Consider the following 18275-nt stretch of genomic DNA (forward strand, 5'->3'; position numbering starts at 1 on the left):
ATGTTGTGAAAAATCAACGAAAAGGCGAACAAAGGCAATAATCGGAAATGCGTTTTATTTAATCTTATCAAACATTTTATTTAAGTAGTTTGGCATAATACCTCATTTACTTAATTTTTAACAATTATAAATTATCCGAATTTATTTCATCAGAATAATTCATTAAATAAACACCAGGAATAAATTTTCGGTATTGATGTTTGTTTTTTTATAGTTTATTAATTGTCGCAATATCTCATTGGCGATTTGATCAAATATAATTGAAAATTTCCAATAAACACCTTTTGGTATTTGGTATAATTTTAAGTGTTATTATAAAGTAAATACCTTAAAAAAACTCTGTCTTATAAGGATATCTGATTTGGTATTGTTCTTTTACTAAATCGGTGAGCATGTTTCTTAGTTCTTCGATGTTATTTTTTTCGGTGGCGGAAATAAATACACAGTGTGCATTTGATTTTTGCATCCAGGTGTTTTTTAATTCGTTGAGGATATCGGTTTTAATTTCATTGGTTAGATACTTGTCGAAAGTGCGTTCTTCGTATAAATCCATTTTATTAAAAATTAAAATGGTGGGTTTTTCTGCTGCGTCAAGTTCTTTTAGGGTTTCGGTTACTACGTGAATTTGGTCTTCGAATGCGGGGTGGGCAATGTCTACTACGTGTAATAAAATATCACTTTCGCGCACTTCATCGAGTGTCGATTTAAAACTTTCAATTAAATGATGGGGCAATTTTCTGATAAACCCAACGGTATCGCTTAATAAAAAGGGTGTACGGTCTAAAACCATTTTGCGCACGGTGGTGTCTAAGGTGGCAAATAATTTATTTTCTGCAAATACCTCACTTTTACTTAACACATTCATGAGTGTCGATTTGCCCACGTTTGTGTACCCAACCAGAGCAACACGAATTAATTCACCACGGTTTTTGCGTTGCGTTTCATTTTGTAAACCGATTTTTAATAATTTTTCTTTTAACAACGCAATTTTTTGTTGCGCTACACGACGGTCGGTTTCAATTTCTTTTTCACCGGATCCGCGCATACCGATACCACCTTTTATACGGTCTAAATGCGACCATAAGCCTTTCAGACGCGGTAACATATATTGGGTTTGTGCTAATTCCACCTGCGTTTTTGCCTGCACGGTTTGTGCTCGTGTGGCGAAAATATCGAGAATGAGCATGCTGCGGTCTACTATTTTTATTTTTAATTCCGCTTCAATATTGCGCAACTGCGATGGTGAAATTTCATCATCAATAACCACCAGGTCAATGGCATTTTCCTGAACAAATTTATTGATTTCCTGCAATTTTCCTTTTCCTACATAGGTCCTGTGGTCGGGATGCGGTAAACGCTGATAAAAAGTTTCAATGGTTTCGGCACCGGCCGTGGTGGTTAAAAATTCCAGTTCGGCCAGATATTCGTTCAATTGGTCAAGGGTTTGGTCTTTGGTAACCAACCCGATTAACACTGCGCGTTCTGTTTTATTTGTTTGTACTAATTCAGCCATGTACAACAAAGGTAGTTCAAAATAACGGAGGGCGGAAAAGGTAGTTAAAAGGGTGCATCACCTTAACGTACATGCTGTAAAATCTTAAATTACCTAAAGTTTACGTTAATTATTGGCTTATTTCTAAATTATTGCTTAGCATCGCATCGCAATTTACCCGAATTGATAAAATACATCAGACATAAAGATATTGATTTAGAAAAATGGGATGCCTGTATCGATCAGGCATTGAATGGTTTGCCGTATGCTTATTCCTGGTATTTGAATCTGGCGGCTGAAGAGCAGTGGGATGCCCTGGTAATTGATGATTATAAGGCTGTTTTTCCATTGCCGTTTAAAAACCGTGTGGTATATAAACAGATTTATCAGCCATTTTTTATTCAGCAGTTGGGTTTGTTTTATACCGATGCCATGTATGCCAACCAATTACATTATTGTATCGAACAAATTCCATCGGCTTTTCGAAAAATGAACCTGCATTTAAATACGGCAAATGGCATGCAAAGTTCTTTTGTAAAAGTTAAACACCGAATCACCCATCATATTAATCTGAATAAAACGCCTGCCGAAATTGCTGCTGCTTATAGTGATAACAATAAACGGAACATTAAAAAGGCTCAAAAAGCTAAACTGAGTATTATTAAATTAAATACTGCCAACGAATTAATTGCATTCCGAAAAAAATATCTTGCTAACGAATTGGATGGCACTCAAACTGCTGCAGATGCCGAACGTTTAAAAAGAATTCTGGAAAAAGCCTTGAGTTTAAATAAGGGATTTATTAAAGGTGTGGTTGATGAACATAATCAGTTGCTGGCATTAGCGTTTTTTATGAGTAGCAATAATTTTTTAATTTATTTGTCCGCAGTTTCTTCCGATGCAGGAAAAGAAAAAAACGCCATGCATTTTCTTATCGACCAAACACTGCAACAACATGCAGGAAGTAATTTAACCTTCGACTTTGAAGGCTCGCTCATACCGGGTTTGGCGCGTTTTTACAAGGGTTTTGGCGGTGTGGAAATCAGTTTTCCTGTTATTCAAAAATAATAGGTTAGTTACAACTCAGCATGTGCAACCGCAATAATACTCACCTTGGTTCCCCGATGCTGGATTAGTTTTAAAGCACATGCTTCCAGTGTTGAACCTGTGGTAATTACATCATCAAGTAATAAAATATGTTTATGGGCAACTAATTCCGGTTTATTTACTTCAAAAATATCTTTTACATTGTCCCATCGCTCTAATCGTGTTTTTTTTGTTTGTGTTTCTGTAAAAAGTATACGTTGTAATATTTCCGGGTCGTATTTAATATTTAATACCTCACTTAAACCTGCTGCAATAACACCACTTTGATTGTAGCCACGTTTTTCTAATTTGTCTTTATGTAAAGGAACAGCAGTTAAATAATCAACATCGTTAAACAAATGATATTGCAGTAAATGGTAACCCATTAAATTGCCCAGACGAATACCAACATCCTGACGGCCTTTGTATTTTAATGCATGCATAACTTCCTGCAATCGCGAAGTTTTATGAAAATGATACATCGCCAAAGCCCGCTCTATGGGCACTTTGCCCCAAAACTTTTTTGCAACCGGATTATCGTCATACAATACATGGTCGGTTTTGGGCAGACCAATCTGGCATTTTAAACAAATAATTTTTTCATGTTTGCCCAAAGCTTCGTGACAGGCAACACATAATTTGGGATAAATAATATTACCAATATCGTTGATAATATTTACAGGGAAATAATTCATTACACGATTTTAAGGGTTAACAAAAACAAACAGGCACAATTATTTTAATTCAGGGCAATACCATAATTGATGGAAATGTTACTGTGCCAGGAAAAAATTTAAATGAATTGCTTACATTATATTCGCTTAAAATCGGGTAGGTAAGGATTTAAGTAATCTTTAAGCGGATAAGGTGTTTCTGAATGTAAACCCTTGTTAATTGTTACGCTCCGGTAACCACAGTTTCTTCTACACATTGTAACTTATTTTTAAGTGATTAATTAAATAAAAGTAAATAAATTATTTGGATATTCAAAAAAGAGAAAAATGGAATACCTTATAAGTGAAGAATCAGCATACCTATTCAGGAAGGTAAAGCGATGCGGTTGATTTTTTTTAATAATTACATTTCTGCAATTGTTTGCCAATCATCCAAGATTCAAATTTTTTGTGTCACCCCTGCCTCACCCGGCAGGTAAACCTACGGGGTTCATCAGATTCTTGAGGAGACGCTCTTGTTACCATTCTTTCACCCCTGCCTTATCAGGAAGGTAAAGCGATGCGGTTGTTTTTTTTTATAAAGACATTTATGCAATTGATTCTCAATTATCCAAGATTCAAATTTTTTGTGTCACCCCTGCCTCGCCCGGCAGGTAAACCTACGGGGTTTTGCGGATTCTTGGGGGAGGTGTTTGTTACCATTCTTTCACCCCTGCCTTATCAGGAAGGTAAAGCGATGCGGTTGATTTTTTTTAATAATTACATTTCTACAATTGTTTCCCAATCATCCAAGATTCAATTTTTTGTGTGTCACCCCTACGGGGTTCAACTGATTCTTGGGGAGGCGGTTGTTACCATTCTTTCACCGCGATGCGGTTGGTTTTTTTTTATAAAGGCATTTATGCAATTGATTCTCAATTATCCAAGAGTCAAATTTTTTGTGTCACCCCTGCCTCACCCGGCAGGTAAACCTACGGGGTTCAACTAATTCTTGGGGAGGCGGTTGTTACCATTCTTTCACCGCGATGCGGTTGGTTTTTATTAATAAGAGCATTTATACAATTGTTTCTCAATCATCCAAGATTCAAATTTTTTGTGTCACCCCTGCCTCGCCCGGCAGGTAAACCGACGGGGTTCTACTAATTCTTGGGGTGGAAGTGTTTGTTACCATTCTTTCACCGCTACGCGGTTGGTTTTTGTTTTTTTAATAAAGGCATTTATACAATTGTTTTACAATCATCCAAGATTCAAATATTTTTGTGGCACGTCTACGAGGTTTACCTGATTCTTGGGGGGGAGATACTTGTTACCATTTTTTCAACGCTATCTGATCCGGAAGGTAAATCTATGTAGTTGATTTAAATTAAAATTTGTAGTAGGAGAAATGATGTAATATTATCTCACAAACAAAGTAATGGGTTATAGCAAATGAAAATCAATGCTAAAAATTATATTTAACGATGAACCAACCGCGTAGCGTGAAAGTGGTAACAGGCCCCTCATCGAGGGGGGGGGGGGGGGCAAATTTTTGTGTCACTCCTGCCCGCCTGGCAGGTATACCTCCGGGGTTGTACTGATTCTTGAGATTACATTCTTGTTACCATTCTTACACCGCTATATGATCTGGTAAATAAAGCTAAGAGGTTGAATTAAATTAAAATTTGCAGTTGGAACAATGATTTACAATTATCTCACAAGCAAAGTAAAATGTTATAGGAAATGAAAATCAATGCTAAAAATGATAATTAACGATAAACCAACCGCGTAGCGGTGAAAGAATGGTAACAAACGCCTCCTCAAGAATCACAGGAACCGCGTAGCGGTGAAACAAAAATGCCAATTGAGTACAAAATCTTTAAAGCAAAACTAAACATGTAAATCAACTCAAAATCATGGGAATGTAATTTATCCTATTTGTGAATTGATTGGAGGTGACCAATTATGGTAAAGCATTTTTTGTCAACTCAAGATATGATAAAAAAAGATTATTTAATAATTACGATAAAATTAATGTGATTTGAAACGATGTTGTAACTCCTAGCCCCGGTTGTAGCGAAAACAAACAAGCCAATGTGCTAATGTGTCTATGTGCTAATGTGCTGATTAACAGCCGATTTCGGAGTGAAGATTTCATGGTTTCGTTTTGATTTTTATTCAGCGTTCATTTACAATTTGGAAAAGAGTTACTTGGGAGGTTTGTTGCAGCGAAAAACGGGAAACGATTTTGAATCGGAGGGGGAAGTTTAATGCTTCAAAAAAAATACAAGCGACGAATATGTTAAGGGTATTATTATATGAATGAACGTTCATTCATATTGTGATGTTGCAGTAAGATTTTAGAAAAAGTGAGCATGCCTTGTTGTATGTTATGCGTATAAATGTGATGCTTTTTATTTGTTAGGGCGAATTGCATGTGCTCCTACAAATAAAAATTTATAAATCGAAGACACAAAAAAAGGCTGCCCCGAAAGACAGCCTCTACAAAATCTAATGGTAATAATTAATTATAAGGTTCCGCGTTTGCGTTGTTCTTCTTCAATACTTTCAAACAAAGCCTGGAAGTTTCCTTTACCAAACGATTTGGCGCCACAACGTTCTATTATTTCGAAAAACATTGTTGGTCGGTCTTCTACAGGTTTGGTGAATATTTGCAACAGGTAACCATCTTCATCATGATCGACCATGATGCCCAAACTTTTTAAAGTATTTAAATCTTCATTAATAGTTCCCACACGTTCAGAAACGGTATCGTAATAAGTGCCCGGAACATATAAAAATTCAACACCACGTTTGCGTAATTCGCTTACGGTAAAAATAATATCGTCGGTGGCAACGGCAATGTGCTGACAACCTTCGCCTTCGTAAAAATCGAGATATTCTTCTACTTGTGATTTCTTTTTACCAATGGCAGGTTCATTAATTGGGAATTTAATGCGCATATTGCCATTTGCCATTACTTTACTCATTAAGGCAGTGTATTCGGTAGAAATATCTTTATCGTCGAAGGTAATCAGGTTTTTAAATCCTAATACTTCTTCATAAAATTTCGCCCATACATTCATTCTGCCTAAACCAACATTGCCCACACAATGGTCAACATATTCTAAACCTATTGGTGTTGGATTATATTCACTTTCCCATTTTGTAAAGCCGGGAAGAAATACGCCATTGTAATTTTTGCGTTCAACAAATAAGTGAATTACTTCGCCATATGTTTTAATACCAGCAATTTTAATTTCGCCATCTGCATCCGATTTTACGGTTGGGAATAAAAATGGTTCTGCACCACGTTCGGTAGTTTGTGCAAATGAATATTCAGCATCATCAACGGTAAAGGCAATTACTTTTACACCATCACCATGATTTTTAATATGTTCTGCTACAGGTGAACTGCTATTATATGGTGTAGTTAAAATCAAGGTGATTTTGCCCTGACGTAATACATAAGAAGCACATTCGCGATTACCTGTTTCTAATCCGGAATAAGCGAGTGATTGAAATCCAAATGCTGTTTTATAAAAATGTGCTGATTGTTTAGCATTACCAACATATAATTCGATAAAATCGGTACCATTTAAAGGAAGAAATTCTTCCTGTATGTTTGTTGTTTGTTTTTCTACTAATAAAGTATCCATTGTGATAAATTTATTGGTGATATAATTTAATTTGTTACTACGTTTTGATTTACGCCATTGTTTTTAATCCACGATAAATAATATTCATCTACTTCATATTCTACTGCAGCCTGTGTAATCATTACAGGTTTAAACGGATCTATCATAACCGCAAGTTCCTGCGTTTCTTTTTGGCCAATGCTGCGTTCAATTGCTCCCGGGTGTGGTCCGTGCGGAATACCTGCAGGATGTAAGGTGAGCTGACCCGGTTTAATATTATTTCTGCTCATGAAATTACCTTCCACATAATATAAAATTTCATCGCTGTCGATATTGCTGTGGTGATATGGAGCAGGAATTGCCTGTGGATGATAATCGTATAACCTTGGCACAAATGAACATACCACAAAATTATTCCCTTCAAAATTCTGATGTATTGGAGGCGGCATGTGAATACGTCCGGTTAGTGGTTCAAAATTGTGAATATTAAATGCGTAAGGATAATGGTAACCATCCCAACCAACTACATCGAACGGATGGTTGGCATAAGTGTATGGAAAAATTTCTCCGCGTTTTTTAATCATGATTGGAAATTCACCTTCCACATCATACGTTTTTAATTCGACAGGGCGTTTAATATCGCGTTCACAAAATGGGGAATGTTCCAATAATTGTCCGAATTCATTTCTATAGCGGCGCGGGGTAACTACAGGACTAAAAGATTCGATAAACAAAAAACGATTGTCATCAGTATCAAATTCAATTTTATAAATCGTACCTCTTGGAATTACCAGATAGTCGTGCGCTTCAAAATCGATATCACCAAACATGGTAGTTAAAGTTCCTAAGCCTTTGTGAATAAAAATGAGTTCATCGGCATCGGCATTTTTGAAAAAATAATCCGGTGTTGATGTTGGCGCTGCTAAACCAATATGTAAATCGTTGTTTACAAACAATACTTTTCTGCTTTCAATATAATCGGCCTCCTGAGGAATATCAAAACCGCTGAAACTCAGCATGCGCATATTATTTTCGATAGCAATTTTTGGTGCTACCGAATATGGTTTTTCGGTTTTAATTACTCTGGTTGGAGGATAAATATGATACACCAGCGACGACAAACTGCTGAAGCCCTGGGTGCCCACTAATTCCTCATTATATAATTTTCCTTCGCTATCGCGGAAAACAATATGACGTTTATCCGGTATTTTACCTAATTGCTGATAAATTGGCATAATAATTTTTATTTACTGCAAATTTCACCGAAAATGTATGCTGGTCGGGGTGACTTATGTCAATGTTTGAGGTGATAATATGGGGAATTTTTGGGGTGATTTTTGGTGCTGCATTGGTTTGCAGACGAGTTTTATGGTTTATTTTATGCATAAAAAGTGAGAGGCAAGGGCAGATCAACATAAATAACAAGGACTCAAATGCCACACATTATGAAATTGAAGAAATTCAACCTAGTAAAATAGTTTTCATTTATAATACAAATCTCTAAGTGGTGAATGAGTGATAAGAGTTTTGCAACAGTGATTGATTATAACGGGAATCCGAAGTAAAGCAGAAGTGATATCTGTCCTGAATTTATTTGTAAAAAATTAAAAGCTTTTTTGATTAACAATGCCATAGAACACAAATTTATCCAACCTGGTAAACCGTCGCAAAATGCCTATATCGAACGCTTTAACAGAACATTTACAAAAGATGTATTAAATGCATATTAATTTGAATCATTGGATGAAGTAAGAAGGATAACCAATGCATGGCTGCAAGATTACAATTAAAATCATCAGCAAAAGTCACTAAAAAAGCAGAGCGCATATGAATATGCTATTAAGACTGGAAAACTCCGCCCTGCTCCGGATGCCAACCTACAGTTTACCACAATTAAGAGCAAAGATGACGATGAAATATTTTTTAAAGAAACAAAACAATCAAATGAATTATACTCTATTTTTAACTCGTCCTAAAAATGGGGGTGCTTACTGTGCTTACAAATACTGTTTATTTATGTATTTCAATTGTTTATTTGCATTCCCGAAATTTGTATTAATGGCTTTATTGGTCCTTACTTTTTTCTAATATATTAATCCTTTAATTAATATTGAATTGGTATGTATATAGAAATATTTCTTTTCTATTAATTCATGTTTCATTCTTGTAAAAGTCATTGTATATGAATACATGCTGTTTTTATAACTAACCTTAAGTGGTAAGGATTTTGAGATAGTCAAATAATAATACCAATTATCATAAGAATGATTTTCAAAATTTGATGGATCTATGGAATACTTTGTATTGAAATAATAAGTTGTATTTGAATATTTACTCTGTAATACCAATTTGTCGCATAAAATACCATTTATAACATCACTTTTTTTAGACAATGAAAAACTTAGAATACTATCGCGACTTTTTTTTGTCGCATCAAAGTAATATACCGTGTCAGTGTCTCTTGATTTATTGTAAATTATTTGATTAGATGGATCATATATTGAAAAAGTGGCAAGGTTTCCATTCATTTCATACTTATAAAAACTATCCTGAATGTAAAAAATTTTCGACTTACCATATAATTTTGTCAGACTATCTGAAGACAATATTTCTGGCATATTTGAAGTGTAAGAGAGCTCATAATGTACAATTCCACTAAATGGTTTCTTAGTTACACAACTAATGTTGATGAACATTATGGCTAAAATGCACAGGCCGGTTAAACTGACCACATCAGACCGAAGCAAATTGACCACCATTTTTGCTGGCGAAGTTTTTAGGATAATGTAATTTTTTGGTGTTAAAAAATAGTTTATTTTATAAAGATAATATCTTTTTTTATTCCTGGATAATCGGTGTTTTTTTTCTTAAAGATTCTCCAATAAGTTCAAGCCGATGTGCACCATGTATTATTCGGTCCAAAATGGCATCTGCTATTGTTTTAATCACCGATTACTTAAAAACATTAGCTTACCGAAACCTGGAAGTGATAATAATTGAAGTTTTACCATACCGGTCTTCTATAATATCCATCAGCGTTGATCGGATTTGACCAAATGCGAGTTGTATGCCAAAATAATCAAAGATGAGCGGGAAAGGATTGTGATAGAGTGGAGAATGTTGATGCTCCAAAAATTTATAAAGTTTTTAAAAATTTATCCGTATAAATTTGTTTAATCGGTTTAATCTGCGTTCCGTTTAAACTTTTATTTCAACCGCTTATACCTGATTTATTATATTTCCCGAACATCACGCTCCCAATTTCCACGCAACGTCATCGTCAAATTCCAAAAGGCGATTTTTAGGCATTTGGACAATTTTACATTATTAGATAACTTCACAATTAATCAAGGCCATGAAAAAGTTACTTTTACTCATATTAATCGAAGTTCTACTCTCTTGTCACGTTAAGGCCCAACCAGAAATTATTTGGCAAAAGTGCTTCGGTGGAACTCATGGAGATGCATTTATTGATGCAAAAAGCACTTCGGATGGTGGATATATTTGTTTAGGGAATAGTGATTCAGAGGATTTTGATTTAGAAGGAGTTTGTTGCAACAAAGGAGGATTCGATTATTGGGTTGTTAAGTTAGATAGTAATTTTAACATACTTTGGCAGAAACAGTTTGGAACTGAAATAGGAACCGAAGTGCCGAATAGTATTTTCATCAACCTTGATGGGACATTTTCAATATTTGGAGTTGTGGACGGCAATTCTGGCGATTGCACCTGTAACCACAGTTCATCACAAGATATCTGGATGGTAACATTGAGTAGTACCGGTAATATTATAAATCAAAAATGTTTTGGTGGTTCATCGTACGACATTTTATATAATGTCTCTAAATGTGAAGATGGCGGATATCTTATTGGTGCCTACTCCGGTTCAGGAGATGGAGACGTAGGTATTCATTATGGTTCAGATTTTAGTACAGATGCATTCATAGTAAAAACAAATGAACTTGGCGAAATACAATGGACTAAAACGATAGGTGGAACCGGCTATGATGGTGCCTGGGTTGTAGGATTATCTGGAAACAGATGTTTGATTAACATCACAACCAGCTCCAAGGATCATGATTTGGCAGGGTTAGTGCCAGATGGTGAAACTTCCGGAAGGTTGATGATTATTACGGATAGTAACGGTGCAATTATGAAGGAAAATTATGACCGTGCATTAAACTACAATTTTATTCTTTTTAAACCTTATGAAATTTCACCAAATAATTATTTATTGTTAGGATATAATCAAAGTGATACCGGAATATTCTCTGGAAACAAAGGTGGGCCTGACGCAACTATTGCGATATACGATTCGAATCTGATTCTATCAAATGTTTTTCAGTTTGGGGGTTCAGAGAATGACGTATTTGAAAACATGCATATATTAAACGATTCTACTATTTATTTTACCGGTTTTTCTTATTCATCTGACTTTGATACGCAGGGTGGTCATGGAGAAGAAGAAGACGCTTTTATTGTTAAGACGGATACGTTATTTAATAAAGTTTGGTCAAGGACACTGGGAGCATCTGGAACCGACCGTTGTACAAATGTATTTTTAAGTGATACTAATGTATTATTAATTGGTCGAAGTGTTGTGAATAGTTCAAATGATGGGGATATAATTGGGGCACATTTTGATCCCATTGATGGGTTAAATGCCGAAGGTTGGTTTATAATTATTGACGACCTTAATACAGAAATTATTAACGGAAATTCAAATACAAATCTAAATATCAATATTTATCCTAATCCCGCGCAAGATTTAATAATGATAGAAATAACAGATAATGTTATTACTGATTATTATTTAGAAGTAGTATCCCTAACCGGTCAAATTGTAATTAAGAAACAATTAAGTGATAATGCAATTAGTGAGGTCGATGTTTATAATTTACCTGCAGGGATTTATATTTTTAAAATATCAAATAATACATCACCCACTTATACGAAAAAAATTATTATACAGTAAAAAATAAATATTTGCACTGTAAAAGCAGAATTTTTTTGTAATGGCTACTATAAAAGTTCAACTAGCCCCGATTGTAGCGAAAACGAGCTAATGTACCAATGTGTTTATGTACCGATGTACCAATGGAACAGCCGAATTAGTCAAACACTTAATGAGATAAGCTCGTTGTAGTGAAAAGCGGGAAGGGATTGTGATAGAGTGGAAGATGTTGATGCTCCAAAAAATTATAGGTCTAAAAAAATCCGTATAAATCCGTTCAATCCGTCCCGATAGCTATCGCATAGGCGTCAACCAAAAGTGTTCATTAATTGGTTAAAATGTTCAGTGGCGTTGATTCTCTTACGTTTTTCATGGCAACAGTAATAGATGATTTGTTCTATCGTTTGGAGGCTTAAAACAGCGGCGTAAAATTGCCAACTGTTTTATAACAAATGATGCGAGTTTTACTTTGCTGATATTTTTTATGTTTTTTATAGGCCTCAATCTTAATTGGTAGGTAAATGTGAACCTCAAACCATGCAATATAAAGTAGGATCATGTATAACACAGCTTCGATTCGTATTGTGTTTATTTGATCATTCGGTATTATCGATTCAATCTTAATACCTGTTTTCCAACTTTTAAATAATAGTTCTATCTGCCAGCAAAGGTATAAATCTGATATGTCTGTCGCATCTCGATTTATTAATGTTGGTTATAAAAATTATATACCCTAAAAGCAGTATAAAATTCTTTTGAGTGATTTAGCGTTTATCCCTATCCTGCCTAGCTTTGCGGATTTTCTTTCTGTTGTTTTGCTATCCAGCTTTATTGCCATCAACCTTATTGGTAACTTATTTGTTTTGCCACAGAGCAAGTTTATATCAACATAATTTTTTCTCTTTATCAATTTCATTACTGATAGCAGTTCCATCGTTTTTGGGTCATACAAATTGGTATTAAAGCGTTGCCTGCTTATAAAGTAAATACCTGTAGCAATCATTTTTTCAAAAACTTGCAGCGAGTAATATCCTAAGTCACGTATTACTAAATCACCTTTTTTGGCAATATCCAATATGGTTGCCGATAAACATTGTTCATTTGTTGTAAATCCAGTTATATTAAAATGTGTACATAGTCCTGTAATTGCATTCATAACAACGTTGATTTTTGCAACTGATTTTTGCTTGCCTTTACTATAATTGCGGAAAAGGCTATTCATAAAGTCCGAAGTTTAATTGCCGTGCTATCTTGCAAATAAACATTACGAAATAATTTGAACTTTCCCTTTTAGTTGGTGCACCTAAATGTTTAGTTAAAACGAGTTGGAGCAGTATTTTAACAAATTAACCCAAGCGGTATTCATCCTTTTGAAAAGGGCCTGTTTGCTTACTGGCTGGCCTATTACCGGACAAGGCACTTGCCCAACTGGCATAACTTTTTCACTTTTAGCTATCAATGCGAAAAACGATGTCAATAAATGACACGCTTTAATTTTACTATTTTGATGCTTTGCAAAACCCGTAAGCGGGCTTGTCGAGAAATTTCAGCATTACTTATTAAGCCAACTTTAGTTTTTTGGCTTGTGGAAAATGGGTTCGTTTTTTTACTAGACATATTAATTACGAAACTCGTTTTCCATATTTATTTATAAGCTCTAATGTAGACCAATCCACGCTCCTAGCGTTTTTATTGTACAATTTAGTTGACGCCTATGCGATAGCTATCGGGATCTGCGTTCCGTTTAAATCCATCATTTCAACCGCTCAAAATGCGCCGTAAAATGTCTTAAAAATTGGGGTTCTTTGGTGATTTTTAGGCCTTTTACTTTTTTGCTGTTTTTGAGCACTTCGTCGAAAACTTCGATTACATAATCGATATGCGATTGGGTGTAAACTCTTCGCGGAATTGCTAGGCGAACTAATTCCTGAGGTGCGGGAATTAATTTTCCTGATTTATTATATTTTCCGAACATCACGCTGCCAATTTCCACGCAACGAATGCCACCTGTAGTATACAATTCGCAAACCAATGCTTGTCCGGGATATTCATGCACCGGAATTTGCGGATATAATTTTTTTGCATCAACATATACTGCATGTCCGCCAATGGGATATAAAATAGGCACACCATGTTGCTTAATTCGATCGCCTAAATAGGCAGTACTTTTAATACGATAATTTAAATAATCATCGTCAAACACTTCTTTTAATCCGACCGCAATGGCTTCCATATCGCGACCACTCAAACCGCCGTAAGTGCTAAAGCCTTCGGTGATGATGAGTAAATTCATACAGGCATCGGCTAATTTTTTATCGGCCACTGCTAAAAATCCGCCCATATTTACTAAAGCATCTTTTTTTGCACTCATAATAGCACCATCGGCTAACGCAAACATTTGTTGCGCAATTTGTCGGTAGCTATGATTGGCATACGCTTTTTCACGATGTTTGATAAAATAAGCATTTTCTGCAACGCGGCAACAATCGAGAATGCATAATAATTTATTTTTTTTGCAGAGTGCAGATACTGCTTTCATGTTTTCCATACTCACGGGTTGTCCGCCGCCACTATTATTGGTAACAGTAACAATTACTGCAGCAATATTTTTTCCATGTTTTTTGATGAGTTGTTGTAATAACGTTATATCTAAATTGCCTTTAAACGGATAATCGCTGTCGAAATCTTTTCCTTCTTTTACCGGAATATCGATTGCCGTTGCGCCACTAAATTCAATATTTGCTCTGGTTGTATCAAAATGCGTATTGCTGATAAATATTTTTCCTTTACCTCCCAGATAACCATATAAAATACGCTCGGCAGCACGGCCCTGGTGCGTAGGCAATACAAATTCGAAACCTGTTAAATCGTTTACGGCATCATAAAATCGTTCCCAGCTTGCAGCGCCTGCATAACTTTCATCGCCCTGCATCATAGCAGCCCATTGGTTCTGACTCATGGCAGATGTTCCGCTGTCGGTAAGCATATCAATAATTACCTGCGATGATTTTAAGAGGAAGGGATTATAATGTGCGTTTTTAATATAATTTTTCCGCTCCACAACCGTACTCATTTTAATGGGCTCAACCGTCTTAATCCGAAACGGCTCAATAATCGTTTTAAATGCCATAACCTAAATTTCACGCAAAGGTCAACCGAGGTTGATTGCTATCAAATGATTAAAATCATAGGAAATAGTTTGGTGGTTTGAATGGAATTTTGGAAGAGAAGGGGAACACGGATTGAACGGATTTAACTGATAAAAACGGATTTAATCTGTGTAAACCCGTTAAATCTGTTCAATCCGCGTTTCTTTTAAAAAAACGTTCATATTAATTCTAAATGAAAATAGATATTTAAAATGTTCTTCCCAGTCAAAAATAAATCAGCGCAAATCCACCCATACGTTATACCGACAAAACAAATCCGCGTCATCAGCGTTCCTTGTATCTCACCCCTCAGCAAAAAGCTCTTTGTATATCTGCTCCATCTTCCCCGCTGCTTTAATTTCGATTTTGTATTTCGCCACGTTAAGCGATTTCATATTATGCTTAGAAATATAAATCGTATCAAACCCTAATTTTTCGGCTTCAGTAATTCGTTGTTCGATTCGACTTACACCACGCAACTCACCACTCAATCCAACTTCAGCAGCAAAACAAATATTTAAAGGCAACGCAATATCACTAATAGACGATAATAATGCACAAGCAATACTTAAATCAATAGCGGGATCTTCCACACGCAAACCACCTGCAATATTTAAAAACACATCTTTATTTCCAAATGCAAACCCACCGCGTTTTTCCAATACGGCAAGCAGCATACTCATTCGTCGCAAATCGAAGCCGGTTGCGGTGCGCTGCGGATTGCCATATACTGCAGGGCTAACCAATGCCTGCACTTCAATCAACATCGGTCGCATACCTTCCATAGTTGCTGCAATAGCAACACCACTTAATGGTTCTTCTTTTTCGGTGATTAATAATTCGCTTGGATTATTTACCTGTTGCAAACCATCACCTTCCATTTTATAAATACCAATTTCGCTGGTGGAACCAAAACGATTTTTAATAGTGCGCAAAATACGATGCGTATAATTTCTGTCGCCTTCAAATTGTAACACACAATCTACCATATGTTCCAGAATTTTTGGTCCGGCGATATAACCTTCTTTATTAATATGACCAATAATAAATACCGGCACATTACTTTCTTTCGAATACCGCATGAGTTGTCCGGCACATTCTTTTATTTGTGCAATACTTCCTGCGGTGGAATCAACAAAATCAGAAACTAAAGTTTGTATCGAATCAATAATTACCAACTCGGGACCGAGTTGTTTTATTTGTTTAAATAATTTATTGATAGCAACTTCTGTAGAAATAAATAAATTGGCATTTTTCCCTTTCAGTCTGTCGGCGCGCATTTTTATTTGCTGCTCACTTTCTTCACCACTCACATACAGCACTTTCAGTTTTTTGAGTTCAATGGCGAGTTGCAGCATGAGGGTCGATTTGCCGATTCCGGGCTCACCACCAACCAAAACCAGACTACCCGGCACAATACCCCCACCGAGGGTCCGATTCAACTCAAGGTCGCCTGTAGCGATTCTTTGGATATCGCCTGCCGCAATTTCATCCAGCGCAAGGGGAAAATTGCCCTTTTTATCAGGTTTTTCGTCTTTCCACACCTCTTTGTCGGCGGGGCGCTCAATTACCTCCTCGGTAAAGGTGTTCCATTCCGCACAACTCGGGCATTTGCCCTGCCATTTCGGCGATTCGAATCCGCAATTCCGACAAAAGAACGCTGTTTTTGCTTTTGCTGCCATGTAGTAACTAAGGTGTATCTTTGCCGCAAATTAAATCATTTTTTGTGGATAGGTCAGAACAATTCAGACAAACCATTACCGAAGGGTATAATTTTCAGGGTAATTCCATCATTTTAGGTACGGCAATTCTTGACCACACGCCGCTTGAGCAGGCACATGTTAAAGTGCCGCTGCGTATGATGAACCGTCACGGACTGGTGGCAGGTGCTACCGGAACGGGAAAAACAAAAACATTACAGGGAATAGTTGAGCAGTTGAGCGACAATGGTGTTGGTGTGCTCATAATGGATATTAAAGGTGATGTGAGCGGAATGGCGATGGCGGGAACTTCGAATCCCAAAATTGACGAACGCATGCAAAAAATCGGAAAAACCTGGCAGGCCAGAAATTATCCGGTGGAATTAATGAGTATCAGCAACGAAAAAGGTGTAAAATTAAGAGCTACTGTTTCGGAATTTGGACCGGTATTGTTTTCTAAAATTTTAGAATTAAATGATATTCAGGAAGGTGTTGTTTCGCTGGTATTTAAATATTGTGATGACCATCAGTTGCCGTTGCTGGATTTAAAAGATTTTAGAAAAACACTGAATTTTTTAACCAACGAAGGCAAAGAAGAAATAGAAAGTGAATATGGAAAAATAAGTACATCGAGCGCAGGTACTATTTTACGTAAAGTAATTGAAATAGAAGAGCAGGGTGCAGATGTGTTTTTTGGAGAAAAAAGTTTTGAGGTAGAAGACCTTTGTCGTATCAACGATAAAGGACAGGCTTATATTAATATTTTGCGGTTAACCGATATACAAAGTAAACCGAAATTGTTTTCAACTTTCATGTTGTGTTTGCTGGCAGAAGTGTATCAGACTTTTCCGGAAATTGGTGATAAGGAAGATCCGAAGCTGGTAATTATTATTGATGAAGCACATTTAATTTTTAATGAAGCGAGTAAAAGTTTATTGGAGCAGATTCAGACGATTGTAAAATTAATTCGCTCAAAAGGTGTGGGTATTTTTTTCTGCACGCAGTTGCCAACGGATATTCCGCCTGAAGTTTTATCGCAGTTAGGATTAAAAATTCAGCATGCCTTACGTGCATTTACCGCTAACGACCGCAAGGCAATTAAATTAACATCAGAAAATTATCCGCTTACCGAATATTATAAAACGGATGAGCTGTTAACGAATCTCGGCATTGGTGAAGCAATTGTGAGTGCATTAAATGAAAAAGGTTCACCAACACCACTGGCGCATACCTTGCTGGTTGCACCACAATCGCGCATGGATATTTTAAGTGATGATGAAATGAATACCATTATTCAGGGCTCGCAATTGGTGAAAAGATATAATGAAGCAATTGATCGCGACAGTGCTTATGAAATGCTGAATAAAAAATTGGAAGCAAGTGTAAAAGCTGCAGAAAAAGAAAAACAATTACAAGAAGAAGAAAAGAAAATAAAACAGGAAGAACGCGAACAAAAAGTTAAACAAAAAAAGGAGAAACCTTTAATCGACAAAACAACACAACATCAGATTACCCGAACAGTAATTAAAGTTATTGAACGTGGATTTCTTGGTTTGTTGAAACGTCGGTAATTCACATATTTAATTTGATTAAAAAAAGACAACTT

13 protein-coding genes are annotated in these 18275 nt (G+C 36.0%); 5 read left to right on the forward strand and 8 right to left on the reverse strand.

The annotated features are described in order from the left end of the window. Window positions 1-328: 328 nt before the first annotated feature. Window positions 329-1513 (reverse strand): GTPase HflX, encoded by a 1185-nt coding sequence (gene hflX / locus IPI65_10435; protein ID MBK7441930.1) that lies wholly within the window; start codon window positions 1511-1513, stop codon window positions 329-331. 162 nt (window positions 1514-1675) lie between these two features. Here hflX and IPI65_10440 point away from each other — a divergent pair, with 162 nt between their 5' ends. After that, the gene (locus IPI65_10440) at window positions 1676-2560 is read left to right on the forward strand and encodes a hypothetical protein (GenBank protein ID MBK7441931.1); all 885 of its coding nucleotides are present in this window, start codon (window positions 1676-1678) and stop codon (window positions 2558-2560) included. A gap of 8 nt (window positions 2561-2568) precedes the next feature. On the opposite strand, the gene IPI65_10445 is transcribed toward IPI65_10440, so the two are convergent. Then, complete coding sequence (locus tag IPI65_10445; protein MBK7441932.1) at window positions 2569-3273, reverse strand: ComF family protein; 705 nt, start codon at window positions 3271-3273, stop codon at window positions 2569-2571. 568 nt (window positions 3274-3841) lie between these two features. On the opposite strand from IPI65_10445, the gene IPI65_10450 reads away from it, so the two are divergent. After that, entirely contained in the window at window positions 3842-4240 is a 399-nt protein-coding gene (locus tag IPI65_10450; GenBank protein MBK7441933.1) for a hypothetical protein, read from the forward strand. Between the two features lie 1516 nt (window positions 4241-5756). Here the strand turns inward: IPI65_10450 and hppD are convergent. Next, window positions 5757-6887, reverse strand: a complete 1131-nt coding sequence (gene hppD, locus IPI65_10455) for a 4-hydroxyphenylpyruvate dioxygenase (protein MBK7441934.1) — start codon at window positions 6885-6887, stop codon at window positions 5757-5759. Window positions 6888-6913: 26 nt separating this feature from the next. Beyond that, the gene (locus IPI65_10460; GenBank protein ID MBK7441935.1) at window positions 6914-8101 is read right to left on the reverse strand and encodes a homogentisate 1,2-dioxygenase; all 1188 of its coding nucleotides are present in this window, start codon (window positions 8099-8101) and stop codon (window positions 6914-6916) included. Window positions 8102-8443: 342 nt separating this feature from the next. Here IPI65_10460 and IPI65_10465 point away from each other — a divergent pair, with 342 nt between their 5' ends. Next, window positions 8444-8596, forward strand: coding sequence for a transposase (locus IPI65_10465; GenBank protein ID MBK7441936.1), 153 nt, complete (start codon window positions 8444-8446; stop codon window positions 8594-8596). Window positions 8597-8950: 354 nt separating this feature from the next. Here the strand turns inward: IPI65_10465 and IPI65_10470 are convergent, their stop codons facing one another. Beyond that, window positions 8951-9484: a hypothetical protein gene (locus IPI65_10470; protein MBK7441937.1), complete on the reverse strand. Its 534-nt coding sequence runs from the start codon at window positions 9482-9484 to the stop codon at window positions 8951-8953. A gap of 737 nt (window positions 9485-10221) precedes the next feature. Here IPI65_10470 and IPI65_10475 point away from each other — a divergent pair. Further along, a complete protein-coding gene (locus IPI65_10475; GenBank protein MBK7441938.1) occupies window positions 10222-11841 on the forward strand; it encodes a T9SS type A sorting domain-containing protein in 1620 nt (539 codons plus the stop codon). A 712-nt stretch (window positions 11842-12553) separates the two neighbouring features. On the opposite strand, the gene IPI65_10480 is transcribed toward IPI65_10475, so the two are convergent. The 3 genes from IPI65_10480 to radA all read right to left on the reverse strand — a co-directional run bounded on the left by IPI65_10480 (window position 12554) and on the right by radA (window position 16651). After that, window positions 12554-13042, reverse strand: coding sequence for a transposase (locus IPI65_10480; GenBank protein MBK7441939.1), 489 nt, complete (start codon window positions 13040-13042; stop codon window positions 12554-12556). A 531-nt stretch (window positions 13043-13573) separates the two neighbouring features. Continuing rightward, entirely contained in the window at window positions 13574-14950 is a 1377-nt protein-coding gene (locus tag IPI65_10485; GenBank protein MBK7441940.1) for a tryptophanase, read from the reverse strand. Between the two features lie 321 nt (window positions 14951-15271). Next, the gene (gene radA, locus IPI65_10490) at window positions 15272-16651 is read right to left on the reverse strand and encodes a DNA repair protein RadA (protein ID MBK7441941.1); all 1380 of its coding nucleotides are present in this window, start codon (window positions 16649-16651) and stop codon (window positions 15272-15274) included. A 44-nt stretch (window positions 16652-16695) separates the two neighbouring features. Between radA and IPI65_10495 the strand changes: the two genes are divergently transcribed. After that, a complete protein-coding gene (locus tag IPI65_10495) occupies window positions 16696-18240 on the forward strand; it encodes a DUF853 family protein (GenBank protein MBK7441942.1) in 1545 nt (514 codons plus the stop codon). The last annotated feature ends 35 nt before the right edge of the window (window positions 18241-18275 follow it).

The sequence above is a fragment of the Bacteroidota bacterium genome, from assembly GCA_016706255.1.
Taxonomy (GTDB): Bacteria; Bacteroidota; Bacteroidia; order Chitinophagales; family BACL12; genus UBA7236.